The organism is Cellulosilyticum sp. ST5, assembly GCF_046529625.1.
Lineage (GTDB): Bacteria > Bacillota > Clostridia > Lachnospirales > Cellulosilyticaceae > Cellulosilyticum > Cellulosilyticum lentocellum.
Window position 1 is genome coordinate 2,968,950 of record NZ_CP132338.1, and the last position, 26,871, is coordinate 2,995,820.

Sequence of the window (26,871 nt, forward strand, 5' to 3'; positions counted from 1 at the left end):
TTGCCCGCCTCCTCTTACTCTTTTTGCATTTCTAATACTCTAATTTTAGGCCTTAATACCTCTAGCTGAAGATCAGTATTATAGAATGGCTCCATACTTACAATTTCACCAATAACCGTATAAGAACCTTTGTTAATGGCCACACCATCTTCTCTATAAATATAAGCCATTGAATCAGAATAGAAAGTATTACCTACATAATAGTATGCATTTACTATACCATCATTTGAATCCTCTGACACATAACAACTAAACTTAACTAGTTTGCCCTCATAATTTGCTAAATTAGTATCTGATAAATTAATAGGTGTGGTTGCTATTTCTTGTTTCTCATAGCCCTCTTCTCCTAATATATAATCATAGGTATAAGGAATCGCCTCATTACTTGGATTTGTTATTTTCAAATGTTTAAGGCCATCTATTAACTCTATCTGATCGCCTTCAAATTCTGTTAGATATTCTAATCTATTATTGGTAAAACGTAATATTGGCAATCTAATCGCTTTATTGGTTCCTGCTACTCTGAGTCCAACTAAATAATCCCCTACATCAATCTGCTTTACCTCATCTGGAGTAATACCTAAATCATTTAAGTTAAACTCATGGGTATTAACTTCATAATCTTGATATTCGCCTATGAAAAGTATTAATTCTAACTTATTAGTATTTTTGTTCATAGCTATAAGATACTGATTCGCATCAAAACTATTTGTTCCCGTTTGAATAAAGTCATACTGCTCTATAGGCTGCTGAAGCAGCATTTCCGGATGCTCATACTTTTGCATCTTCTCGGCCACTTCTATTTCCTTTGTATAGTCTTTAAAATACTTCAATTCCTTATAAAGTGTGATGAGTGTATCATATTCCTTGGCTTTTAAAAATTTTTCTATTTCCTTTTCTTTTTCCACCATAAAATCTTCTACAATCTTCTCTATAGCCTCATCCTTATAGGCTGGGTCTGCTCCACTTCTATAAGCACTTATGTACTGTTCAAAAGTCTTAGTCTCTTCTTTTGATTTTTGTATTAATGTCTCATACATGAATCTTTTAACTTGAGGTGTTAACCACTCTGTCTCAAAATCATACGCTCTATTAGTCACATAAATGTCACTTAGTTTGTCTATTAAATCTCTAAAAGTTTGAATGCCTGTAGCCACTGCATATCTGTCATAAAGTTCCTGATCACACTTTTTAAAGAGCGCTAAGATGGCATCTTCCTTATCTTGTGAAAAATACTGGGCTGGTACTAAAAATATTTTTTCCTTGGCCCAATTATACTTGCCTTGCATAGGATTTTCTAACTCATTTACAATACTAGCTTTAAAATGTGTCCATCCAGTGAAAATAGCTTGATCAATCGGATATTTTTCTAAAAGATACTGTCTTTGTGAATCTGTTAGATTTAAGAATCCCGATACTTCATATTCACTAACATAATCCTCAAAGGCATCTAAATCTTTGCCCTCACTACTTTCTGTTACTTTTCCATATAAATCAGCTATGTAATCTTTATACTCCGTGATCCAGCTTAATGCTGTAAGTGTACTAGTAGCTTCTTCTTCCTTGTAATGAAACCATCTATAACCTTTTGCACGCTGTAAACTTTCTTCAGCTTCTATCCACTGCTGCTTTTTATAATGCTCTATCCCATCATTTACAAAGCCCATTTTCCCTATGATATGCCTTGCTTTAAAAACGACTACCACTAATATTACTGCAAATAATAGGAGAATAAACCCTTGAACTAGCTTTCCTCTTTTATATCTATTTCTTTTATTCATCTCATTCCTCCCCCACCAATGTCGCTATCTGACTAATGATTTCTTCTCTAAGGGCCTCATCAGAGATCCCATCTTGAATCTTTCTTAATCTTAATAATCTTTCTTTTGGTAGGTAAGGTAAATACTCTTTTAATGCTAAAGCATATTTATTTAATAAAAACTTAGAGCGAAGTGCTCCCCCAAGCACACTAGCCACTATTTCTTCGCCCTTTTCTTCCGTTAAAACTTGCTGTCTATAACGTAGTATGTAATTAATGGTCGCTTCATCAATAAGCTCTTTTTTTAATTTTGCTACTTCATAAATATATCTAATAAGAAGCATATTACAATCTGGCAAAAGTACGGTTTTAAGTTCTAATGGTAAGTCTTTTCTTAAATGAAAATGATTTAAGCAAATAAGCTTATAAACTCTTATTTCTTCATTATCTACTAATTGGCTTAAACATCTTAGCTTTTCATAAGCACCTAAGTAATCTCCATTATTCATCTGTTCTTTACACACTTCCCATTGCTTTTCAAGGTCTAATTTGATTCTCTGGCTATTGGCTCTGACATGCTTTTCTAATTCCTTTTTACAATAAGCTTCTTTATAACGTAAATAAATTCCCCCATAAAGTACTATACAAACTATTGTATAAACTGTTCCCCAGAAAATTGCAGTCCAGCTCATACTTACTACAAACATGAGGGCATAAAGCATCACAAGAATACCCATGCCATTTAAAAAATGTCTTTTAACTGTTTTTTCAGCAATACATTCAAGAGATACACTTACATCAGCTTTCCCACATTTAATGCAAGGCTTTTGATCATTCATATGATAGGTATTACAGCCCATGCAATAAGCTAAATAGTCAAGCGGACTATCATAAACTGGTAGCTGGTCAAACTGTACTACTAATTTTTCTGTCATATGTTTACTCCTTTAGTTCTTCTTTTTACAAAAGTCTTCCATACCTTTATTATTTTCCATTTACTAGCTCTATCAATTCCTCACCAACAACTTTTTTATCTTTGGCTCTCTTTTTATATTTAAGCCCACAAAAAAAGTAATGGCCTAATAAAACTAATTGGACAGCTCCAATAATCCCCATTAGTATAATAGACATATTCCACCTCAGAATCCTATAATATACGCTTATTATACGCTCTAGCATATTATTTAACAATAAAATATCCTTTACATTAATATTAATTTTATATTTAGTTTGCCCTTATAAAAATTAAGATTTCTTAATAAATATTAAAAAAAGGACTACCCTAAGTACTTAACCAGAAGTATCTCTTTCATACTAATCATAGGTTAAGTAGCATAGGATAGCCCTTAATAATTTATATATAACTAACTTATTTAAAGATTTTATTTAAAAATCAAATAGAAATTTGCTTGATCGTTTATAAGGATTGCTGCTAGGCAGAAATGAGAGGGGAGAGCTGTCTTCCGTGACTCCCCTCTCATTTCTTACAATCATTATTGACCTTACAAACGTTCAAGACCTTAAACGAGGAGTGCAAAAAAGATATAATAACAATTCGTTACTTTTTATTAGGGATTCGGCTTTTTGGCTACATATAGATAAGTGTAGAAACAAAATAAATAACTTCCCACGGCATAATTACCACAGCTTCAATCTGAGGAACTGACCGGGTCAGCCAAGTCTCAATCTATTGTTATAGGTACCTCTGGACTTAAGGAAAATGTTCACTGATGCGCTGCAAGGAAGGCGCCACTTATAAGTTGTTCTAAATGTTTTTATACGTAGCATTACCAAATAAAGTTTTAAATCAGAGTCTTAAGGTCTTAGCTTCCTAGCATAGGGTGCACCGGCCAAGACTTTTAGGAGCTCCTCACTCATTGGTTTAACTTTCATAACTAGTCATAGTAGGCACTAAGCTATAACGCATACGTGCTGAGGAGCCATCTTGCGCCTTGTTTAAGGTCTATTTAGCTAGCCACGAAAGTTCATTTCAAGAGTCTGGAACAAAAATAGCTCTTCAAGTATTGATACTACTTGGGGAGCTATTTTTGTTGTCTCTAACTGCTATCAATAAAATGAATTAGCTTTTCTTTTTCTTGAAAACGCTTTGGGAGAGTGACTTTACGCGTTATTGTTGGTAGAACTGAGAGAAGGTGGCTGTCCTAGCGGGGTGACTTCGGAGTATTTTCATTAGGCACTTAGCGAACGTTTTGGATGGTATTTAGCCCACGTGTTCGAGGGAACCGAGTTTGTGGGCGTTCATCCAAAAAAGTGAGCTTAGTGCCTAATGAAAATACGGAGTGGAACCACGCAGGATAGTCACACTCTCTCAGTTCCGCCCAAATAGCCTAGTGAAGCCACCGACACATTTCTACTTTTCTCCTGCAAGCTCTTTATACCATTTCGCATAAAGTTCTGGCCTAAAATCCGAATGTCCTAGTCTAGAGTTCTCTTTAAAGATCCCTCTTTCAGCTAAACTTAGATCAATAGTAGCTATATACATTTCTTGCTCACCTGCATCTGGTGCATCAAAGGGTTTACCTGCGTAATAATAAACCTCTTGCATCTTTCTAGAAGGCCCTATGATGCTACTGCCTCCCCAAAAATCATTCACTAAATCTATGCCACATAAATTAGCCGTTGCTACATATACGCCATTCATTAAAACCGTACTTTCTAAAGTCGCTCTCCCTTTGGCTGCTCCTCTACTTTTAGCATATGCAGTACTATTCACAATCAGTCTCGCTCCTTTAGCTGCATAATAACGAATCAGTTCTGGAAAAGCATATAGATCATAACAAATAGCAATTCCTATAGGTCCCCAAGGTGTTTCTACTAGAAGTGGCTCTTCCCCTGGCGTAGCCCAATTAGGTTCATCTAAAGCTAGATGTATTTTTCTATAAGTGTAACTCATACTTTCTGGTGTAAGTACTAATGCCGAGTTATGAATAGTTGCATCATCCTTCTTATTTCTCTCAGGCATCCCCAGCACGATATACATATTATATACTTTAGCTAAATCTAATAGTTCACTCACCATTTCTCCATATTTATTTTCCGCTAACCTAACTTGCATCTTTTGTTCTTTAGCCACATGGTTTTCATCATCATAACCTGTTAAACATAATTCTGGTAAAACAATAAGATTTACTCCCCTTCTACTAGCAGCCTCTATATATCCTACTATTCTTTCATAGTTAATGCTTTTCTCTCCCCATCTAGCATTAAAATTTACAACTGCTACAGATATAATCTGTTTCATACCTATCACCTCTTTTAAATATAAATTATTTTAACTAGTTAATAATAATGTTTATATGACCAAACAAATTGAGCTAATTAAAATTATAGTATTAATTATTTAATAGTTCAAATTAATTTTATCCACATTTTGAGGATAAAAGGCATGTACTCTGTGTATAACTTGTTATTTTCTTGTTAGTATGTGGTTATTTATGGGGATAATATAATCACTTCTTATATCTAATAACAATTTATATCAAGAAGTAAATTACTTTTTTTATGAATAGAATCAAAAAAATAAGAGCTACGAAATTTTTCATTTCGCAACTCTTATTTAAGTAAGCGGGTGATGGGAATCGAACCCACGTAGTCAGCTTGGAAGGCTGAAGTTCTACCATTGAACTACACCCGCAAATGTTGTTTATCACTATATAAATAATACAAAATTTATTACCATATGTCAAGCAATTATTTTACTTTTTTTTGAAAAAATCTAGGCTAATAAAAAGAAGGCATCCTAGAATGCCTTCTTTTTATTTATTCGTTCTTTTGCCCACAGTTTGGACAAAAAGTAGAATCTATCTTCATTTTTTGACCACAGCTTTTACAAAACACTTCTGGTTCTGCTGTTGTAGTTGGTGACGTTTTAGCTGTAAACTGCTCCACTACTGATTTTGGGATTTCTACTTGACTTACAAACATATCAGCTTCGCTTGTATCTTTCCCTGAAAGCTTTTTGTTAATCTCACTTGTATTTTTGCAAATAATGATGAGTACTAATAAAAACTCATAAGAAATTCTTAATATAATATTCCATAAAACAATGATCGCAATGCCTAATACAAATGAATCAAACAAAGAAACAATTCCTAATAAAGTTATAAAACATGCAGATATTAAATAAATAACCTTTAATATGGCTTCCACTAAGAGTTTCTTAAAAGCCAAAAAATCATATAACCATCCCATAAAACCTGTAAACTTCTTGTCGTTTTTAGGTGTTAAAAATAGAAAGTATAAAAGTATACCACCAATAATAGCTACTAAAAAACATACTCCTATAGCACCTGCGTTACTTACTCCTCCATAATAACTTCTCTCAAACATCTTTTCACCCCCATAGAATTTTGTACATGAACATATTTTCTTCATATACAGATTTATTCTACCATAGGCAATGTCTGTTTAAAACAAAAAGTATCATCATTTACGAAATATTGTATATTTTTATACAAATCATTTTAATAAATGAGCTGTCTCCTCAGAAACCAAAATACTACCTGCTTGTAATTTATTTACTTGCTGTAGTATTTTTACTTGATTATTAATAGAACACGTTGATTCTCCTATTTTAAAGGTTACTTCTAATTCTCCTTTAGTGAGAGTAACTTGCTTATTTTCATTATCCCAATTGATTTCATATTCTAAATCAGTAGCAATCTCTCGCAGCACTTTATAATCCGCTGTTACTTCCGTTTCTCTTTCGCTATTCTCATTTATTAACTCTCCACTAGCTACTTTTTCATCATCTAAAATCATTACAAAAAGTGGTGTCGTTTGCGCTGGAATACTACGTGTAGTTACATCATAAATAACAGTAGCATTTTTATTTTTAATATCATCAGCAGTAAAGACGCGGCGTTCACCTTTTATATTCTTAATCACTGTATTTTCACCAATATTAAGTTTCAAGGTATTCGCTTCATTTACTAGATTTTCATCAAAGTATCCTACTTCTATCGAATTTTTAGGTGAATTGATTATCACTAAAACAGCTGATGAAGACATTGGTGGTTGACTTAATGCCATTGGTGAATTCTTAGGATATATAACAGTTACTTCCATCCCTTCTTTTAAATCCTTTTGAGATTTAAAGCTTAATGTATTAGCATCTAATACAGGTACTTTAGGTTGCAGATTAAAAAAGATACCATTATTATAGTCTCCTACTAAAATACGTGTACCATGTTTTGTTGTATCTATTTCTGTTATTTCACCCTTTTGAACTAAATATAAACCCTTTTCTTCTTTTTGATCCATAACAATTTGAGTTGCTTGTTCTACTTCATTAACACTTACTGCCTGAGCCATTACACTGGCTTGTGTTACTAATAAACTCATTCCTAATACTGCACTTAAAAATCTTTTCTTATACATTTTCTCACTCTCCTAGAATATCTTCTACTTTAGTATGAACTAACTCTAATTATTATATCCCACATTTATGGTGTAACGTACTTATGTTATCTATTCGTAATAATTTTTATACAATTAACCTTTTATGTTATTAGGTCTCTTTATTGGTATAGCTTTATCAAAAGTGTTTAAAGAAAAACATGTAAAGAAGATAGTGATTATCATGCTTATCTTTTCCGGACTATCTCTAATCCTTAACAATCTTATTCTCTAGTAATCCTCTCTATAGACACAAAAAGCCGTAAATTCTTTTTTCGAATTTACGGCTTCATTAATTAGTTTAATCATCCATATAACATTACTTTTTTATTGCTGTCATAAGTACTAATGTAAGGTAGTTTTCTATATCCGCATCATGGAGATCATAATCAGCTGTCATTCTCCAGATTGATTTGCCGTCAGGAATTTCTTGCGCACAAGTAACATCTACCAAATCTGTCTTTTCCCAGAGCTGTTGCCACCACCCTGCGCTGTGCCAAGCATACATATTAGGTTCCCAGAAAGGTTTCATTTTTTCTGGTAAACCGTTAGTAAACTCCTTTGAAAGACCAGGATTGACAAGGCCAAACTGTCCACCTGGTTTAACTAGCTTAGCATAATGATCACATAAATAGCATTCATCTGTACCAAAGTAATGATAAGCATCAATGCTGATAGCTGCATCGAAAAAGTTACTTGCAAAAGGAAGATTATGTGCTTCCGCTCTAAAAGGGAATACTCTATCTTCTACTCCGGCTTTTACAAATCGCTCATAGTTCTCTGTTGCACAAGACCATAAATCATTTGCAAATACAGTAACACCAAATTCTTTTGCCAATATAATTGAAGTGAAGCCTGCTCCACAACCCATGTCCAATACACGCATGCCAGGTTTTAAATTTATTTTTTCACATAAAATTTCAATAAGACATAATGCATCTGGTCCCATGATGTATTTATAGCTATGACTGTTATTAAAATCATCAATTAAACTTTGAATTAATGTATTATACTTTTCCTTTAAAATAAAATTCCGCATTTGCAGAACCTCCTATTATTGTTATTTTTTGATCTTCATAGTTGAAGGAGGCAAAAGAATAACAACCTAAGGCGGTAAAAAATGGTTAAGATGCCATCGGCTTTATCCTAATGCCACCTCAACAACAATGCTATATTTTTTAAATATACTAATCACATCCTTTCCTTATTGTACTTAAAATATATCAGCTAATTAATCCAAACTCAAGTTAAACTTCTGAATATTTTCAGTTGTTTTCTGTGTTTCATAAAAGGTATTATTTTTTGATACTAACCCTATTAAATCAAGTTTTATTTCTATCTGTATAAAAGTGGTGAATTTAAGGAAATATTAAAAGTACAAGAGAAAGGGAAAAAGAATTAAATTTCATAGATGAGTTTCTGATTTTTCTAACATACGAGCAAATAACGGAAATGAGTCTTGATTAACTATGCCATAAATTATATATCTGCACAACAAAAAAATCCCTTGAAATTCAAGGGATTTCATAAGCGCGAGACGGGACTCGAACCCGCGACCCTCTCCTTGGCAAGGAGATGCTCTACCAACTGAGCCACTCGCGCATAAATCTGGCAACCACTTACTCTCCCAGTCAGTCTCCCGACAAGTACCATCAGCCGCTTAAGTCTTAACCTACGTGTTCGGAATGGAAACGGGTGTTTCCCTTAAGCGCATCATCACCAGAAATTTCGTCGTCATTTCTCTTGACGACTATTTAAATATACACTATCCCATTACATATGTCAACTACTTTTTAAGATTTATTTTGCTAAGTCGCTATTCTTTCTATACTCAGCAGATGAAATTCCTGCTACACTTTTGAATACCTTTATTTTTTGTATTAGATACCTAAATTTTATAAGGTATCCTTTTTTCTAGAAAGTGATAAAATAAAAATTAGGAAGTCTGAAGAGTGAGAAGTATAAATGAAGAGTTAATCGTTTATGGTGGAAAAACAATAAACAATCAAGAAATCAGGTGAGTTAATGTATTATATGATTAAAGAACGGCTTGTACCTTTAGAAGATAAGCCACAAGGGGATTTAACCGTAAAGACCGTGCAAATAGTGACATTAAAGGAGTGGCAAACTAGCGGTGCTACTTCTAGTGTGCATGCAGAAAGTTTTAAGAGCTATGCAAATATTCATTTATGCAAATTAGAGAACTATGCTGATTATATGTTAGGAACCTTTTGTATACCCTCAAAACAAAACTCTAAACAAAAAAAGCGCTTTATCTATTATATTCACAAGGATGGCATTGTCTTTGTGGATGATAGCGATTTAGTCAAAGCTTTACTTGAAAAAATGAGTCATACCAGAACTTGGGATACGCCTACCTTAGAGACTTTCTTTAGTAATTTTTTGGAACTACTTATTGATAAGGATTTGCTTTATTTAGAGGAACTTGAAAATAGAATTGCTAAGATGGAATCTACCATTTTGAATGGAGAAATTGCTCATTTTAATCATACGCTTATGGATTTTAGAAAAGAACTTCTAACACTTCATTACTATTACTCACAACTTGTAGAGGTAGGAGAGGTCTTGGGAGAAAATGAAAATGATTTCTTTAACGAACATAACCTAAGACTTTTTGACTTTTTTACAAGGAGAGTCAGTCGTCTTCAAAGTAATGTACAAATGCTAAGAGAATATGCCCTTCAGGTAAGAGAAGAATATCAATCCCAAATAGATATTAAACAAAATAATACCATGAGGATTTTAACTGTAGTAACTACTATCTTTTTGCCACTTACTTTAATTGCGGGTTGGTATGGTATGAATTTTACTTATATGCCTGAATTAAGATGGAAGTATGGTTATCCTCTTGTTATTGCCATCAGCTTAGCTATTATTTGCTTAAGTATTTGGATTTGTAAAAAGAAAAAATTTCTTTAGTCTTCTGTTTTGAAACCCTAGGTTTTATATTTTGCTATTTTAAGCACAGTAAAACATATCATATTGGTCTGAGGAGCTATTACTATGTTCTTTTTTAATTAATGTTTATTTCATACTTAATGCTGCACAAAATTAAAAACCAACTTACTTATAACATCTCTTTGCACAAATTAATAAACGCATCTAACGCCGGTGAGATCCATTTATTTTTATGATATAAAACCTGTGAAACTATTTCAAATTCTGCCCCTTGCCATTTTAGTGGTATTAACTTACCACTTTTTACCTCTTCTTCAACTGCTACTCGAGGGAGTAATGATATGCCTAATCCACTCATAGTAAATTGTTTAATAGCATGAACACTACCTGATTCTAGAGTGATACGAGGACTAATCCCCTCATCTTTTAAAATGCGTTCAAAGGCTGCTCTGTAGCTACAACCCACTTCTGTTAAAATAAGTGACTCTCCTTCTAAATCTTCTGGAAGAATCTTTTCTTTTTCTAATAAATGATTACCTGGATAAGCTAAAAGTAGCATCGGTTCATCTCTTTCTATCTCAGAAATAAATTCACCTCCATCAATTTTGGCTCCTAACGAAAAGGCTACATCTATTAGATTATCATTTAAATAGCGTCTAAAATCTGCACAACTTCCAAATTTAAGGGCTATCTCCACTTCTGGATATAGTTTTCTATATTCCTTAATAATCTCTGGCAAGCGTATGACACACAAAGATTCTGCTACGCCAATGGTCAAAACACCTTTTGGGTACTCATCTTCACTAATATTATTTTTAATATCTGTAGAGAGCTTCAGCATTTGCTGTGCATAAGGAATAAGCTTCTTACCATCATGTGTCAATGATATATTCTTTCCAATCCTCTCAAATAACTTTACACCTAACTCTTCTTCTAACAACTTAATTTGAGTAGTTACAGAAGACTGAGCATAATTAAGTGTATCTGCTGCTCTTGTAAAGCTTTGCAATTTACTAATCATCAGAAAAGTATTAAGCTGCTTTAAATCCATAAGACCAACCTCCTATTAATGAAGTTTCTATAGTTCAAAAAAATCGAATGATATTATCTATATTATCAATTTTACTAATGCTTGATTTTATCATATGCTAATAAAAAAGAAAATTCAATCATTCATTAAGGAGGTTTGTGAAATGAAACAAAAATTACAAGTAGGTATCATCGGCGCTACTGGTATGGTAGGTCAACGCTTTCTCTTACTTTTAGAAAATCATCCTTGGTTCGAAGTTACTGTTTTAGCAGCTAGCAAACAATCTGCCGGTAAACCTTATGAGGATGCTATTAAAGATCGCTGGAAAATGTCTGTTCCTATTCCTGAAAAATATAAACAAATGATGGTAGAAGATGGTGAACAGATAGACCTTATTAGTCAAAAAGTGGATTTTATCTTCTGCGCTATTTCATTAGATAAAGCTGCAACTAAAGCTTTAGAAGAAGCTTATGCCAAAGCTGAAATTCCTGTCATCTCTAATAACTCAGCTAACCGCTATGTAGAGGATGTACCTATGCTCATTCCTGAAATTAATGGACATCATATCGCAGTTATTGACTCCCAAAGAAAGCGCCTTGGTACCAAAAGAGGCTTTATCGTTGTCAAACCTAATTGCTCTATTCAAAGCTATGTGCCGCCACTTTCAGCTTTAATGGCTTTTGAACCAGAAACTATTCTAGCTTGTACTTATCAAGCCATATCTGGTTCTGGAAAATCCTTTAAAGAATGTCCTGAAATCCTAGACAATGTCATTCCTTTTATACCTGGCGAAGAAGAAAAAAGCGAACAAGAGCCCCATAAAATATGGGGAAGTGTTCAAAATGGTAAGATTGTTAATTCCAATTCACCACTCATTACAACTCAGTGTTTAAGAGTACCTGTTTCAGATGGTCACCTAGCTGCTGTTTATGTGAATTTCAAGAAAAAGCCTACTAAAGAAGAAATCTTAGAAGCTCTTAATCATTATGAATTCAATCCACTGGCCCAAAATCTACCTAGCTCCCCTGAGAAGTTTTTATGCTATATGGAAGAAGAAAACAGACCACAAACAAAATTAGATAGGAACTTTGGAAAAGGGATGGGTATTACCATTGGTAGGCTTAGAGCTGATACTGTATTTGACTATAAATTTGTTTGCTTATCTCACAACACATTAAGAGGTGCTGCTGGAGGTGGTGTATTATCTGCTGAATATCTAGTAGCTACTGGATATCTCTTTGCAAAATCACTTTAGTTGTCTCAATCACATATGATAATTTTATGAGAGACTATAACATTATGAAACTTAAAAAGCACGTACTAGCTTATACTAGAACGTGCTTCTATTAAATATATACTTTATAACTCATAAGTTTTTGGCGGATTACCTGAGAAATCAGCTATAGTAGCTTTTGCTTCATCAAGATAAAAGATTTCAAAGATAGGATTTTCTGCTGTTTGGTAAATAGATTTAACAAGGCCACTTGTTGCAAGAATGGCTTTCTTTATTTCTAAATCCGGAGAAAATACTACTTTTCCACTTAATCTCAGCCAAGCAAACTTCGGACTAGAAGTCACAATTTCTACATAGGGATTGTCTTGCATTTCTTTATAAACTTCTTTTGTATTATTAGTACAAAAATAAAGCTTGCCACCTTGATCAAGCATGAATTGAAAAGGCCTTACCTTTGGTCTGCCATCAAGTCCTATTGTAGCAAAATACTGTACTTCATTCTCTTTTAAAAATTGAATTACTTCATCCATTCCTTCATTCCTCCAAATTAACTTTATTGCAATCGATTGCTTATGAATTTATAATAATTCTAAAAGTAACTTTTGAAAAGTAAGCACCTTAAAGTACTATAGGTACCTAGAAGAAACTATTGGAGGAATAATTATGCAAAAAATACTACCACCTTGTCCAATTGAAACCACTCTACTTCTTATAGGTAACAAGTGGAAAGTACTCATTTTAAGAGATTTATTTGATGGAACCAAACGCTTTGGAGAACTAAAAAACTCTATCGGAGATATTAGTCAAAAGGTATTAACTCAAAACCTACGCAAAATGGAAGAAGATGGCCTTATTAACCGTAAAGTTTATCCAGAAATACCACCTAGAGTTGAATATTCCTTAACTGAACTAGGTCATACCTTACAACCTGTTATGGACTCCCTATGGCAATGGGGCGAAGGTTATCAAAATCTGAATAGCATCTAAGTATGTATTTTATTTATCTAAAAACACAGGGCAAAATTTTTGCCCTGTGTTTTCTTTACTATGGTAGTATATCTATATACATTTTACTTTTTAGCTTAGCCTTCCATAATTTCTTTTCTTCCCTACTACTTAATATACCTTTTTCTACTAAACTTCTAACTTGCGCTCTAGATATTTCCAATTGCCTACTTAATACTTTATCCATGCGTATAGTAAATACTTCTTCACATTCCAGAAGTATGGTTACCTTTTCTTCCAATGCTTGTATATCCAGTGTTTTCCCTTCTATTGTATATTCTATTTCATGGTAATCTAGAATTGAACCATTTCTTCTATGAGTATCTACATCAAATGCGTAAAATCTTGCAAGCTCCTTATCATTATCTATAAACCATTTATACTGATTATTTGGTATTTCTTTTGGATTAACTCTTGACAAAATAGTCATATTCCATGTTGTCTTACACTTTTTGCACTGGTAGATAAGCCAAACATCTAATTTACTTTGATTAGCATTCACTCTAAATTTTTTACTATTTTCAAAGTGTGCTTTTCCTCCACATTTAGAACAATTCCTTATTACATTGGGTTCATTGATAGGTATAACCTTCCATCTAATAATCTCTTGCATCTTGTGCTCCTTTTTTTATGAAGCCGCACAAAAATATAAGATTTTTTATTTTAATTTAAAAATGTATTCCTATTTTCATACAGCTTATTATTGAATAGAATAAGAACACATTTGAACTGGTGTAATCATAAGACATTTCCTCCTCTGATATGATGTCCTTAGCATATCATCTCTCTCATCACAAAAACACCTTAACCTCATTATAGAATAAAGAATAAGGCCTACCAAAGACTAAGCCTTTTGCTCTATAAAATTTCTTAAAGATGAATATGATGTAACTTTTATAATTTACCAGTAATATACTATAAGATTTATTAAAACCACAAAAATAACAAGCAGAATAATATATAATGAAATTATAACTTTGTTTTTAAAGGAGATAAATATGAATTTTCATTATAAGCACACCATGTATGCTTCATTCACTGGCTATATAGTTCAAGCTATTATTAATAATTTTATACCTTTATTATTTTTAACATTTCAATCACTATATGATATACCCATTTCTAAAATTACTTTTTTAGTGACCTTTAATTTTGGAATACAATTAGTCATTGATTTATTGTCAGCAGGATTTATAGATAAAATCGGTTACAAGGCTTCTGTGATTATTGCCCATATTTTTTCTGCTTTAGGCCTTATATCGCTTACTATACTGCCAGAAGTTTTTAGTGACCCTTTTATAGGATTGATGATTTCAGTTATGATTTATGCTGTTGGCGGTGGCCTTATTGAAGTACTTATAAGTCCTATTGTAGAAGCTTGTCCCACAAATAATAAAGAAGCTGCCATGAGTCTATTACATTCTTTTTATTGCTGGGGTCATGTAGGAGTAGTTTTACTATCAACCTTATTTTTCACTTTGTTTGGTACTTCAACTTGGAAGGTACTAGCTCTTCTATGGGCTATTATCCCTGTACTTAATACCTTTTTCTTTGCAAAGGTTCCTGTTACTCATCTGATTGAGGAGCATGAAAATGGATTGACTATACGGGAATTATTTTCTAAGAAAATTTTTTGGAATATGTTGCTTTTAATGATTTGTGCTGGGGCGAGTGAGCAAGCTGTAAGTCAGTGGGCATCTACTTTTGCTGAAAAAGGACTCGAAGTTAATAAGTTTATTGGAGATCTAGCAGGACCAATGTTTTTTGCTGTTATGATGGGGCTTTCAAGAATGCTATATGGTAAATTGGGTGAAAAAGTAAATCTTGAGAAAACAATGCTTTATAGTTGTCTTCTTTGCTTTCTAAGCTATCTTATCATTTCACTTTCACCACTACCTTTATTGAGTTTACTTGGATGTGGTCTATGTGGCTTAGCTGTTGGTATTCTTTGGCCTGGGACATTTAGCATGTCATCTGCAAAAATCAAGAGAGGTGGAACAGCTATGTTTGCGTTTTTAGCATTGGCCGGGGATGTGGGATGCTCTATTGGACCAACTGTTGTAGGGACAGTATCTAGTCTGTTTAATGACAACCTTAGAACAGGCATTATAGCCGCTATTATCTTTCCTATCCTATTGATTCTGGGTATAATCATCTGCATGATTATAAGTAATAAGCCCATACACACCTCGCAAACTATAGATTAATCTATAATTTCCTACCATAACATCTTTTTTGGGCTTTATAGGTACAGCTTCTAACAGCGTATATAAAATATGAGATTAAAAGCCTCTTCCTAATTCGTATACATCTTGTAAATGTTGATTAATCTTACTATTTCTATACGCTTCTTCATTCCAATGAGTCATTTCATCTAGAATCACCATTTTCTTTTCTTTAGCTCTGTGTCTCACTCGATCACCTAGCATAACTGTTTCCATTGCTTCTTTCTCTCCTGTTTCTTCTAAAGTCTGAAGTGTTTTGCCAGCAATAGCTATGAAAATAGCTTTTTTTAATATTTTCATTTGAGGTTCTGGATTATATGCAAAACCACAAGTCCACACTCTATCAAACCAACCTACTAGTTTTGCGGGTGCTTCTGTCCAAAATACTGGGTAAATAAAGGCAATCGCATCTGCCTCTTGCACTTTTTTCTGTTCTATTAATACATCCTCTGCAACAGGTATCTCTGATTTATAATAGGCTTCCCTAAGATATTCTTCTTCACTAAGCACCTCATTAAATGACATCTCATACAAATCTGAGATGTCATACTCATGATTTGCATATTGTAAGCCTTTTACAAATTCTTCTTTTACCTTATGTGTAAAGCTTGTTTTACTGGGATGACAATAGACTACTAATACTTTCATAGATTTCCTCCTTTTTTGTTACTTTAATTGTATTTTAACATTATGGCCTTCATTAAAAACCCCATACTAGTTTTATCTCTAGTATGGGGTTTTTAATCTTTTTATAAGTCTAATAGCTTATATCTGGGATTTGGTAGGGGCTGCTTCTAATTGGGTGTTTTTAATCTCAGCTAAAATCTGTTCTTTTATACGTTCTACTTCTTCAGATTCTTCGTGGCCTTCATTACCATTTAAAGCCGTTAATTTTTCACTCATTAAAAGCATAATAAGGGATTCAAAGGCATTAACGCCTTGGCCTTCTCCTCCTGCTTGAATAACAGTCTTAGGTACGATATCAATCTTGCCCTCTTTAACAGCTTTAGAGAATTCACTCATCACGTCACTAATTACCTTGTACTGTGGACCACCATAAGCATTAACTTGTTCTCTAGCAGCAATAGCCTTTGAGATACCTACTCTTGCTTCTTGATCTGCTTGTGCTTCTGCTGTTACTTTAATTCTAAATGCCTCACCTTCAGATTGCTTTTTAATCTTATAAGAGTCAGCTTCTGCTAGGCGCTGAATCTTTTCAGCATCTTGTTTAGCTTTCATCAGCTCGGCTTTACCTTGATTTTCTTGAATCCTAATATTAATATCAGACTCAGTTAAGGTGGTTTGTTGTTTAGCTACTGCTTCTGCTTCTCTTAATTCTTTTTCTTTCTCGGCTGCTTTTTGTTGGGTTTCGTAGGTCTCTAATTGCTCTTTAGCAATTTGTCTACTACGAAGCTGTGTAAGAATGGTTTCTATATTAGAATCTGAAGTTGAGCTACCCGGTGTACCAATAAGTACTTCTTCTAACTCTAGATTATAATGCTCAAAGCGTTCTCTCATCTCCATAGCACTTTGGCTCTGGATTTCATTTCTTTGCTGCAAGAGTTCAATGAGTGTTTTCGTTTGCCCTATATTTTTAAAGTAAGCAGAAATCATAGGATCTAAGGTTTGATCAACTAGCATCTTTACATTCCCAAAACGTTGAATAACATAAGGTGCTTTTCGATAATCAATATGGAATACAACAGATAGTGGTAAGGTTGGCTCAAAAGCATCCTTTGTGATAAGACTAACTTCTTTAAGGTTCTCATCATATTTGTGATTCCCTGTTTGATTAGAAATCCATTTTAAAATAACATTGGTTGTAGGCACTTTTACAATGCTTCCTGCATAGGTATTAAAAGCATATTTACCTGGCATTAATGGTTCATTCCATACCCCCCTATACCCTTTTCCAACAAGTTCTCCGTGCTTATAATCATTACCAGAAGAATCTTCACCCTTTGCGCCAGTATAAGAAACAACTACTCCTACAAAACCTACTTCAATGATTACTTTAGGAATATATTCAATAGTTGCAAAAAGTCTATTAATAAAATAAGTACCATCTGCTAAAACCTGATATTGTCTACCTCTATAACCACCAGCCTTTAAAAAGGCATCAATATCTTGGAAATTGTTATGATAATGTGGATCAGTTGCTACATCTCCTACTGTTGGACAAATAATATTGCCACTGCCTAAAGATGGTCCATCGTGGACCGTTACAATACCAATTTCATCTTTTTCCCCTTGAATGACAACTGGCCTAAAACCATTTCTATTTTTAATAAGCTCTGACATTTGCATAAGCGTGTCTTGCTCTGCCCTATTACCTATTTTTAAGCAGTGCGTCTTATCTTCAGTAATAATCACAAATTGTGCTAGGTTAAACGCATAAGTTCCCTCACGAATAATACCTTGTTGTGGTCCTTTTTGTCCTTTATTTTGTAAAAAGGCCCTTACATTTTGAAAATTATTAGACTCTTTAACAATCCTGCCTAAAGTTTGTGTAGCTTCTAAAGACTCTCCGTCTCTTGCAAATACATAAGCTATTTTTCCTTGTGGTACTGTTACAAGAGGTACCGTATGTACCTTGTAGAGAAGTGGTGATTTAAAATGAATACCTCCTCTTAAAAGGTCAGGCTGATAACCGGCTTCTCCATTCAAAGCAATGATTTGCTCCTTTAGAGAACCTTTAGGAGACCACCATTTTTCAACGATTCCTACTCTATCATTAGGGATAATTTTAAAACCAACGAGCCAAAAGAATAAAATAACTGCTATGATTCCTACTCCGCAACCTACAATTATACTAATCATTCCTTATCCTCCTTAATTTAACAACTGGATTGAATCATCTTAGTATAGTACAGATTGTGTGCCACTTCTATATAATAATAAAAATATTATAAATAATTTATATTTTCTTAACACAAAGTCTTTCTACTTGATAATGTTGTAAAACAAATTTATTTTCCCCATTACAAAAGCTCTATAACTAACTAAAATGTTACTTCTAGCTAGCTATAGAGCTTTCATTTGTAATAATAACTTTCGTAAATAGATTCTATTAATTTTTGAACTTTATCTTGTTGTGGTCTCTCTGGTAACTTAGTAAGCTGAGCTGCTTTATTAAAATGTTTTTCACAGCTATCTACAATCTTAAATATCTGATCCCAACTATACTCTCCATGTCTAATACTTAATAATGTAGGTAAGTGTTCCTCTAATCTTGTGCGAATGCCCTTGCCTTCTAATATATATGTGCCTGTTATCAGTATTCTTACTAAATGCATGGCATGCTTATATAATTTACTTTCTTCTTTCTTATGATTACGATGTGTAAGCTTCTCATAGCTTTTAATAGTATTAGTCATATTGGCATAAATACTTGTGAAATCTCTTAAAGGGTAATCTTCTAAGTGAATGGTCGTTCTTAGATCTTGGCTCTCTTCATCCACATAAACGACTATACTGCCTTTATCAAAAGAAGTATAATCATCATTAAATTGTTTAATTTGTCTTGAAAGTGTAGCTGCTATATGCTGCTCCTTTAATACTTGGCTGGCACTATTTTGTGCTAGCGCATTTTGAAGTCTTCTAAGCTGAGCCATTGCATAACCACCAAAAGTATCTGCAACTTTTTGAGATAAGAAAAGCTCTGTATTGTCTCTTAGAAGCTTTCCTTGTGGTGTCATTTGATAAATGCAATCTTCATCTATGCCTAATAATTCCAAGGTTTGGGGATTGGCATTCAATCCTAATCTTACAAATTTCTTTAGGCCAAAGATAACTGTGTCTGTATGAAGGTCTTCGTACTGTTCAAAGCTTTCTAATCCAAATAGTACTTCCTTTCCTTCTATGGTACAGCCACGTAAATCTATATCGCTATTTTCATATTGGGTTCCATAACCGTATGAGCCACTCACCACTAAATATAAAATTCTATCGCCTAGCGCCTTTTCGTTTTTTAAAAACTCATAGGCTTTACTTTCTAATCGCTCTGTAACTTCTATTTTCATCACTTCTCTCACCTAATTAACCAATTTCTAAAACACTCATCTAATAACTTTGCCTCTTTAAGTGCTGTAGTTGGTTTAGCTTCCTGTAAATAGTTATCACAGACTAATAAAACTTTTTCTATATAACCAAGCAACTTAGTATGAGGTCCTATGACATAAGCTTCATCTACAGTTACTTTTAATTCTATTAAATGTTTAATCTCTGATATTAACTCTAGTTCTAGATTTAAGCTTTCCATAAGCTGATTTATTTCCATCGGTGGAATAGTGTGATGGTTTAATACATAGTCACACGCCAATGCACTTCGTAAAGCATAAAAATAAGCTTTTAACTTGCCTAATGATGTTTCCTTGATTTGCTGTACTTTGTTATAAGCTAAGCTTTTATAGTGATAAAGTGCTGTTTTTTCATTAAAATAAAGTACTGCTAATGCCATACACTGGTCCCTAAACTCTTTCTCCTCCCTATAAGCAATTGGAGACTGCAACCATTCCCATACTGTTGGGTTAGATTTTCTAATATGAATGAGTAGCTTTTTCAAATCCCAACCATCTACATCATATACCTCATCTACAGGAAGACTTATATGGTCTATTACTTCTCCTATGGTTAAATAATTCTCCAAAGGTTGAGTATATACAAAACGACAATCATAATCTGAGTCAATTGAAGGAAATCCCCATCCTCTACTTCCTGATTCTATGGCCATTAAAATATGAATACGTTTTTCCGCTTCTAATTCGTTTAAGGTTTGTTTGATATTATCGACAATCGTTGGATTCATTTTTCCCCTTTACCTTTCCTATAACTTTTCTTTATTATAGCTTATGTATCAAATCTTTTAGGGTTTATTTATTCTCTTCTCTATACCAATAACTATGAAATCCGTAATTTTGTATGATGCTATCTTTTGGTGTTTGTGTAATCGTAGAATAGATATTTAAGTAATCACCTATTCCAGTAAATATATTAAGCACCGCCAATGAAATAAGGATTTGCGAAACTGACCTATTGCCATCAAACATACCCATGATCCATAATACATATGGTATAAAACCTAATACTAAATTAGGACATAAGGACATCCATATAAATCTCCTGCGAGAAATAGGTGCATTACAATACACAAATGCTGCAGGCTCTTCTTTTTTATACCAAATTTCCTTAATACTTTCTTTTGGATAACAAATAGCATGTAGCCCTTCATGAATAGGAACAAGAGGTAAACTTATTATACTAGCAATTAGGATGCCTCCTGCCAACTGCTTTATATTAATCTCCGAAAACTGCATCTGCCATACTTGGATTTTTACCAGAATACCAATAATCATTATTATAAATATTGGTACACTAATAAGTGTTCCTTTTATAAACACTTCTTTCATCGTATCTGGTTCTTCATACTTAATAGCTGCTTCAGGTAATCTTCCTGTTTTTAGTTGTTCTTCATCTTGATATCTGCCCATGTACTTAATATTTTTAAACATCCCCAAACTCCTATAATAAGATTATTTTTCTTTGCTTTATCTTATCATTTCTTCTTAGATATCAATCTATCTTTATTTATTTTTTATTATTCCTAATGAATACCTATATGCCTCATTCTTCTAGCTTAATCCATATTCTTCAGGAGATGGCTGATTTTCTTCTAACGTATATACCTTTCCATCCTCAGTCCTATTAATAAAGTGATAGTTGTACATTTCTCTTCTAAGTAGTGCTGCATCATTAAAAGTACATATCTCATTAATGGCTTCATTCATTTCCTTTTCTGTATATGTCTTATGAGCTTCTAATTGATTAGCTATATAAAACATAACAGCAATCTTTAGTTTTCTTTTAGATGGATACATCGATAATTTACCACTTGAATCCAGATAATTTTTCAACCATTTTTCCATCATCATCATCTCCCTTTATATACTTCTATTATTTTTCCCTCGTACTATTTTACACGATATATACCACAATCATCTGAACGTTCTAAAAAGCCATACTCAATTAAAGCTCTTCTAATCGTTGGATAATCCTCATAAATTCTTTTTAGAATGTGATTAATCTCTTTTTCTTGATACTCATAATCAACTTTGAATTGTTTCATAATTTCTCTAAGAAGAATAATTTTTTTCTTTTCCTTCGCCGGGAATTGTTTAATACATCCCTCGGTGTCTAGATAAGTTTGAATCGTTTTTTCTCTTTCTAGGTCAGTTATGCTATATCTATCATCAATCATATTAGCTGATAAGTGCACCTCTTCTAGAACCCCTATATCTGATTCATTTATTTTTCTACTTATTTTTTCTTCTAGTGACTGCATCGTTGCTAAATACAACTTAGCTTGTTTTTCTTTTTCTCTTAGCTTAAAACGATGATTTCTAACAGTTGAATGTGCAATCCCTAGATCCTTGGCAATACTTCTATCATCTTTTCCTTCTGCCATAAGCCTTAAAATTTGTTGCTGTACTTCTGATATACCTATAGCAGTTGATTTACCCTTTAAGAAATACGTAGCTGCACATTCATGTGTACTAATAATATGGTTTCTTATGGCACCATAAGCATCATATAATTCCGTTTCTATTTGATAAATTCTTCCCTTTTTAAATACTTTTCCACAGAATAAGCAAATATACTCTTCTTTACTTTCTTTATAACCTACTGTAATTTCATCTACTGAAGCTTCCCATACCAAATCTAAATTTTCCATGCCAATCTCCCATCAAATTTTATTGATTGATATGATTTTATATTAGTTTTTGATTTTTGTCTATAATATAGTAAACATTTTTATTTTTTGTTTATATTTTTATATATGCATTTATTTTTATCAACCTCTTCCTCCTGTACAAATCCATCTATATATAAAAAGTACATAACTATTTAATTACTATCATAAACAGAACTTCACTAACGCACCATTTTAATATGACCGAATAGCTAAAAGAGCACTATATAAACTAGAGGTTATAAACATTCCTAGCTTATACAGTGCTCTTTTAGCATTTTATACTTTCACAAATTGAATTATTTACTTACTTCTTATATGTCACCATGACTTTTTTCCCTAACTTTTTGCCTAAGAAGTAAAAGAAATACCCTATAGGCCTTTTATAAATAGGAACTGGAACAACCCTATCATATACAGTGTCTTTTCTAATAGGATCTGTCCAATAGCTACCATCCTCTGTTTCATATTCACTCCCTTTTACATAATACAGAGACATTCCCCTAAATAAGTTATAGGGAATCATAACTAAGACACTTGGACTATGTAATTTTTCAAAACTAGTATCTTGATAAAACTTTTTAGTTACCTGCTCACACTTCATTTTTGTTTTATTATTAATCCTATAATCATTCCAGCTATAAGCTGGGACTGGCAAAAGATAACACTTGTTAAAGCCTATTCCCTTCAAAAAGGATGCAATACTTTCAGCTGCTGATTTAGCCCCTACACCTCCTGTTGTCGTTATAACTAATGCTTTTTTAGTAAAGAAGTGTGGACGATGAAGGAGGTAACACAAATGATCGAAAAAGTTTTTAAGCAAGGTAGTTTCCCTTCTATTATAACTAGTCGAGGCTACTATGATTCCATCAGCTTCTTCCATGGCATTTAACACTTGCTGAATCTTTTCATTATGAGGGCAATTACTTTCTCCTGTTCTAAAGCAAAGAGAACAACCTGTGCAAAATGGTAATTTCAGATTTAATAAATGAATTTCTTCTATAATACTACTTGGTTCTATGGTTTTTAGTATACCTTGAACCTCTTCTGCTAATTTCCACGTGTTTCCCTTATGTGGGCTTCCATTAATGAATAGATATTTCATCTTCTTGTCTCCTCTCATTAATGCTTATTCTATCTTAGTTCTTTCCTATTTATGAAGTATACTAAGCCATGTCCATTCACCATAATCTTCTTCTTTTAATAATAATCGACTTATATTAACCCCTAAAAATACTAATGTAGAAATGACTACAAAAATAAAGTTCCTTGCTTCAGAAGTCATATCTGGTTGAAAAAAGATTGAGTTTAAAGGTAACATGCTCTCAAAGTGACTTGCATAAAACACGAACCCAATACCAAAGTTAGTCATACCTGCTAAGAACTGAACAATAAAAATAGCTATACTTAACCTCATTATAAAATTCTTATTTAGAATACCCTCTTTACTTTTTCTTTCTCTAAGTATCCATGTTATAGCAAAAAGGGTTACCATGTTTATACTTATTGCAAATACAGTACTTACTATGCCTTTACCAAACAATAGCCACGAACTAATGAATACTGAGTTTATTGGCGAGGTAGTAACAGAACTACTGATTAAAACTAATAATCCAATCCCAATCAACCCTATTCTTGAGTGCTTCATCTGTACTATTATGCTTCCTATCCCTACATTTAAAATGGTAGCTATTATACCTACTAATAAACTAATAAAAAAACCTGCTCCTAAACTCTTTAGCCCTATACTTTCTATACTCATACCACTTTTTAAAATAGGAGTGACTATCATTAATAATCCTAGTCCACTTCCTACTAGTACTGCTAAAGAACCTCTAGATACATATTCCTCGTTTTTCTCCTCAGATTTTGGAATAAATAAGCTCCTACCAATCATATATAATGGTACACTTAAGACTACAAATAAAATGACTATACTTATGTTAATAAACCTAGATATACCTAAATTTCCATGTAACCATATGTATTGCTCTGTAAAAAATAGCCCCCATTGTTCTAGCATTGCATATCCAAATGAATAGTTCTGATCCATGCCAAAACTAAACTGAGACATTGTCATAAAATTAATCAACGCCAGAAAGATTGCAGAAGTCCATACTATTTTAAAATTGACATCTCTTTTTCTTTCTATATATTTTAGTAAAATAAGTATAAGAAGCCCTACCTTAAATGCAGCAATCCCCAATATCACCCATCTAAAATTTCTACTTAGCCCTATATCACTTGGTACCAACTTTTGAAGCCACAGGCTTAACACACTCATGGGCAATACAAATAAAAATCCCCAGAAACCTATAAGTCCATTCCTAATACTGTTATTCTTAATAATCTTAAATACAGTTCCAATTACACCTAAGATAATGAATAGGATTATTGATATCTCAGAATTAATTTTTAGAACATCTAATAAACTATCCTTTGCATATTCAAAAGAATAATTTAGTCCTGGTATTGGCTTAACCACGCATCCCACAACTACCAATCCTATAGTGATCAATGCATAAATTCCTAAAATAACTACTGCTAAGATTCCCCACATACTTTTTCTTGTTTTTACTGGCCCACTTAAAATCTCCTGTTCCATTATAACACTCTCCCCTTCTTATTTTTAATAAAACCCCATTTTTATTTATAATCATTCAGTTGCTATATCGATTGAATTTTGAAGAGCTGTGAAAAATTAATACTGAGCAGTACCAAACTTCTTTTAATACAACTGAATACCTGGATTAATTTTATAATATTTAGATTTTTTATTCAACTATAGATAACCCATTTGAGAGGTGTAATTATATTGTTATAATCCAGAAAATAAGTAGGCCTCAAAAACCTTCTTAAATCCTAGATTTGAAATAGTAATTTCTAGGATTAACAATATGACCTAATGTCATAAAGGAGCGTTTGTACAGAGCTAAGGTACACAATAAAAAAGTAGCTAAGATTTTTAATCCTCCTAGCTACTTGCAAATCATTATTTAACTAATGTTCCATTATAATAAACTTCATACCCTTTATCCACTAAGTTTTCATAAGCAGACCAATCACTTTGGGCAAGACGAATTCCTAAATTAAGTGACCCAGAGTTTGGCGCCATACTATAGGTAGTATCAAAGGTTATTTCAAGATAGCCATCTTTAAAAGTACCTTTTACGCCTGAAGCAAGATTCACATACCATGGAGATACATTGAGCTGAAGGCCTGCATTATCACACCAAAAGCTTTGACTCTTTGTACTTGTTTTAGTGTAATAGTAGCGGATAGTGAGCTTAGAAAGATCAAGGTTTTGACTACCTACAGATGTAATAGTATATTGTTGATTGACAGAGCTACCTAACTGGGTAGTAACGCTCACCTTAGGGATAGCACCTTCTGTTGGTGTTGGCGTAGGTGTAGGTGTTGGGGTAGGTGTTGGGGTAGGTGTTGGGGTAGGCGTAGGCGTTGGTGTTGGTGTTGGCGTAGGCGTTGGTGTTGGCGTCGGTGTTGGCGTCAAACTATCTTTTAAATAACTCTTCAACCATTGCAATGCTGGACGTTCTGTTCCAGAAGTATTTCTAAGATGTGTGTTACTCTTCCATGTTTGACCTTCGATATATCCCCACAATGTAATTCCTTTTACACCTGAGTGCTCCCATAATACAGGGAATTTTTCTTTATAAAGTGCTAGCTGTGTACTATCATCACCTGACATATCAAGCTCTGATACATAGATAGGTAATCCTGTTGCTGCTAATTTATCTAGATTAGTCTTCATGGTACTTACAGACACATAATTCATATTAAACTCATGACATTGAATACCAATTCCGTCAACCAAATTTCTTTCTTTTAATAAGTTAATAATTTGAATGTATTGATTAGTAGCGTTAGTATCACTAATAATACCATACTCATTAATGAGTAACTTACCTTGACAATATTTTCTAGCTTGGGTGAAAGACCAAATAACCCAATCCCATCCTGTTTCACCATCTCCACCAATTGCATCTTTATAAGATGGTTTAGCATGCAGCGGCTCATTAACAACATCTATCATATCCACTGTACTATACCTTGATCCAACTGCCTTAATCCATTCCAAAACTTCTTCTTGTTGTTCTGCCTTAGAAAGATTTTTAATCCAGTTAGGTTCTTGACTCCCCCATACTAGTGTATGAAATTTAAATGGATAGTTATTCTGCTTCGCATAATTAAAATAGCTATCTACTGCAGTCCAATTCATACTATCTCTAGTACCCTCAACTGCATCCCACTTACTCGCATTTTCTGGCGTAACTTGGTTCCAATAGGTTCCAAAATCACTTGGAATACTATTTCCAATGACATTGCCTAAAAATTTACTACCACTCGTCATACTTGCATAGGCATCTTGTTTGGGTATGATGGTTGCTGCCATCATGAGTCCTGCTACTAAAAGAGCCGTGCATTTTTTACTTAACTTCATTAATTTCATACCTATTCCTCCTTAATAAAATTTCAAATCAAACCTTTGATTTGTGATGTGTAGTTTATCCT

24 protein-coding genes, 2 tRNA genes and 1 rRNA gene are annotated in these 26,871 nt (G+C 33.2%); 4 read left to right on the forward strand and 23 right to left on the reverse strand.

Features of this window, described 5'->3' with window-relative positions:
* Positions 1–14: 14 nt before the first annotated feature.
* From QTL86_RS14615 to rrf, 10 genes are all read right to left on the reverse strand, one after another.
* A complete protein-coding gene (locus tag QTL86_RS14615; RefSeq protein WP_410495250.1) occupies positions 15–1,781 on the reverse strand; it encodes a hypothetical protein in 1,767 nt (588 codons plus the stop codon).
* A gap of 1 nt (position 1,782) precedes the next feature.
* A complete protein-coding gene (locus QTL86_RS14620) occupies positions 1,783–2,694 on the reverse strand; it encodes a hypothetical protein (protein WP_410495251.1) in 912 nt (303 codons plus the stop codon).
* Positions 2,695–2,743: 49 nt separating this feature from the next.
* A complete protein-coding gene (locus QTL86_RS14625; protein WP_410495252.1) occupies positions 2,744–2,875 on the reverse strand; it encodes a hypothetical protein in 132 nt (43 codons plus the stop codon).
* 1,255 nt (positions 2,876–4,130) lie between these two features.
* The gene (locus QTL86_RS14630) at positions 4,131–5,021 is read right to left on the reverse strand and encodes a carbon-nitrogen hydrolase family protein (RefSeq protein WP_127065617.1); all 891 of its coding nucleotides are present in this window, start codon (positions 5,019–5,021) and stop codon (positions 4,131–4,133) included.
* 322 nt (positions 5,022–5,343) lie between these two features.
* Positions 5,344–5,414, reverse strand: a tRNA-Gly gene (locus QTL86_RS14635).
* 125 nt (positions 5,415–5,539) lie between these two features.
* Positions 5,540–6,109, reverse strand: a complete 570-nt coding sequence (locus QTL86_RS14640) for a hypothetical protein (protein ID WP_127065616.1) — start codon at positions 6,107–6,109, stop codon at positions 5,540–5,542.
* Between the two features lie 129 nt (positions 6,110–6,238).
* Positions 6,239–7,159 carry a stalk domain-containing protein gene (locus QTL86_RS14645; protein WP_410495253.1) on the reverse strand — a complete coding sequence of 307 codons (921 nt, stop codon included), beginning with the start codon at positions 7,157–7,159 and terminating at the stop codon, positions 6,239–6,241.
* Positions 7,160–7,496: 337 nt separating this feature from the next.
* Positions 7,497–8,216, reverse strand: a complete 720-nt coding sequence (locus tag QTL86_RS14650) for an SAM-dependent methyltransferase (RefSeq protein ID WP_410495254.1) — start codon at positions 8,214–8,216, stop codon at positions 7,497–7,499.
* A gap of 490 nt (positions 8,217–8,706) precedes the next feature.
* Positions 8,707–8,779 (reverse strand) — tRNA-Gly (locus QTL86_RS14655).
* 4 nt (positions 8,780–8,783) lie between these two features.
* Positions 8,784–8,901, reverse strand: a 5S ribosomal RNA gene (gene rrf / locus QTL86_RS14660).
* A 301-nt stretch (positions 8,902–9,202) separates the two neighbouring features.
* Between rrf and QTL86_RS14665 the strand changes: the two genes are divergently transcribed.
* Entirely contained in the window at positions 9,203–10,117 is a 915-nt protein-coding gene (locus tag QTL86_RS14665; protein WP_127065613.1) for a CorA family divalent cation transporter, read from the forward strand.
* 148 nt (positions 10,118–10,265) lie between these two features.
* Here QTL86_RS14665 and QTL86_RS14670 read toward each other — a convergent pair whose 3' ends face one another.
* Positions 10,266–11,147, reverse strand: coding sequence for a LysR family transcriptional regulator (locus QTL86_RS14670; protein WP_410495255.1), 882 nt, complete (start codon positions 11,145–11,147; stop codon positions 10,266–10,268).
* 142 nt (positions 11,148–11,289) lie between these two features.
* On the opposite strand from QTL86_RS14670, the gene asd reads away from it, so the two are divergent.
* Positions 11,290–12,381, forward strand: coding sequence for an aspartate-semialdehyde dehydrogenase (gene asd / locus QTL86_RS14675; RefSeq protein WP_127065611.1), 1,092 nt, complete (start codon positions 11,290–11,292; stop codon positions 12,379–12,381).
* Positions 12,382–12,485: 104 nt separating this feature from the next.
* On the opposite strand, the gene QTL86_RS14680 is transcribed toward asd, so the two are convergent.
* The gene (locus QTL86_RS14680) at positions 12,486–12,890 is read right to left on the reverse strand and encodes a pyridoxamine 5'-phosphate oxidase family protein (protein ID WP_127065610.1); all 405 of its coding nucleotides are present in this window, start codon (positions 12,888–12,890) and stop codon (positions 12,486–12,488) included.
* Positions 12,891–13,023: 133 nt separating this feature from the next.
* On the opposite strand from QTL86_RS14680, the gene QTL86_RS14685 reads away from it, so the two are divergent.
* Complete coding sequence (locus tag QTL86_RS14685; RefSeq protein ID WP_127065609.1) at positions 13,024–13,347, forward strand: winged helix-turn-helix transcriptional regulator; 324 nt, start codon at positions 13,024–13,026, stop codon at positions 13,345–13,347.
* A 58-nt stretch (positions 13,348–13,405) separates the two neighbouring features.
* On the opposite strand, the gene QTL86_RS14690 is transcribed toward QTL86_RS14685, so the two are convergent.
* Entirely contained in the window at positions 13,406–13,978 is a 573-nt protein-coding gene (locus tag QTL86_RS14690; protein ID WP_127065608.1) for a DUF1062 domain-containing protein, read from the reverse strand.
* Between the two features lie 385 nt (positions 13,979–14,363).
* Between QTL86_RS14690 and QTL86_RS14695 the strand changes: the two genes are divergently transcribed.
* Positions 14,364–15,572 (forward strand): MFS transporter, encoded by a 1,209-nt coding sequence (locus QTL86_RS14695; RefSeq protein ID WP_127065607.1) that lies wholly within the window; start codon positions 14,364–14,366, stop codon positions 15,570–15,572.
* 75 nt (positions 15,573–15,647) lie between these two features.
* On the opposite strand, the gene QTL86_RS14700 is transcribed toward QTL86_RS14695, so the two are convergent.
* The 10 genes from QTL86_RS14700 to QTL86_RS14745 form a co-directional block, all read right to left on the reverse strand.
* On the reverse strand, positions 15,648–16,238 hold the full coding sequence (locus tag QTL86_RS14700; RefSeq protein WP_127065606.1) for an NAD(P)H-dependent oxidoreductase: 591 nt from the start codon (positions 16,236–16,238) through the stop codon (positions 15,648–15,650).
* 117 nt (positions 16,239–16,355) lie between these two features.
* The gene (locus tag QTL86_RS14705) at positions 16,356–18,410 is read right to left on the reverse strand and encodes an SPFH domain-containing protein (RefSeq protein WP_410495256.1); all 2,055 of its coding nucleotides are present in this window, start codon (positions 18,408–18,410) and stop codon (positions 16,356–16,358) included.
* Between the two features lie 215 nt (positions 18,411–18,625).
* A complete protein-coding gene (locus tag QTL86_RS14710) occupies positions 18,626–19,612 on the reverse strand; it encodes a DNA polymerase beta superfamily protein (RefSeq protein WP_127065604.1) in 987 nt (328 codons plus the stop codon).
* A gap of 8 nt (positions 19,613–19,620) precedes the next feature.
* Positions 19,621–20,397 (reverse strand): DNA polymerase beta superfamily protein, encoded by a 777-nt coding sequence (locus QTL86_RS14715; RefSeq protein ID WP_127065603.1) that lies wholly within the window; start codon positions 20,395–20,397, stop codon positions 19,621–19,623.
* 64 nt (positions 20,398–20,461) lie between these two features.
* Positions 20,462–21,100: a DUF3267 domain-containing protein gene (locus QTL86_RS14720; RefSeq protein WP_127065602.1), complete on the reverse strand. Its 639-nt coding sequence runs from the start codon at positions 21,098–21,100 to the stop codon at positions 20,462–20,464.
* Between the two features lie 120 nt (positions 21,101–21,220).
* Positions 21,221–21,514, reverse strand: coding sequence for a DUF2087 domain-containing protein (locus QTL86_RS14725; protein ID WP_127065601.1), 294 nt, complete (start codon positions 21,512–21,514; stop codon positions 21,221–21,223).
* A gap of 44 nt (positions 21,515–21,558) precedes the next feature.
* Positions 21,559–22,320: a DUF2087 domain-containing protein gene (locus QTL86_RS14730; RefSeq protein WP_127065600.1), complete on the reverse strand. Its 762-nt coding sequence runs from the start codon at positions 22,318–22,320 to the stop codon at positions 21,559–21,561.
* 325 nt (positions 22,321–22,645) lie between these two features.
* Positions 22,646–23,443 carry a flavodoxin family protein gene (locus QTL86_RS14735; protein ID WP_127065599.1) on the reverse strand — a complete coding sequence of 266 codons (798 nt, stop codon included), beginning with the start codon at positions 23,441–23,443 and terminating at the stop codon, positions 22,646–22,648.
* Positions 23,444–23,488: 45 nt separating this feature from the next.
* Entirely contained in the window at positions 23,489–24,943 is a 1,455-nt protein-coding gene (locus QTL86_RS14740) for a hypothetical protein (RefSeq protein ID WP_127065598.1), read from the reverse strand.
* 387 nt (positions 24,944–25,330) lie between these two features.
* A complete protein-coding gene (locus QTL86_RS14745) occupies positions 25,331–26,809 on the reverse strand; it encodes an endo-1,4-beta-xylanase (protein WP_410495258.1) in 1,479 nt (492 codons plus the stop codon).
* Positions 26,810–26,871 lie beyond the last annotated feature (62 nt).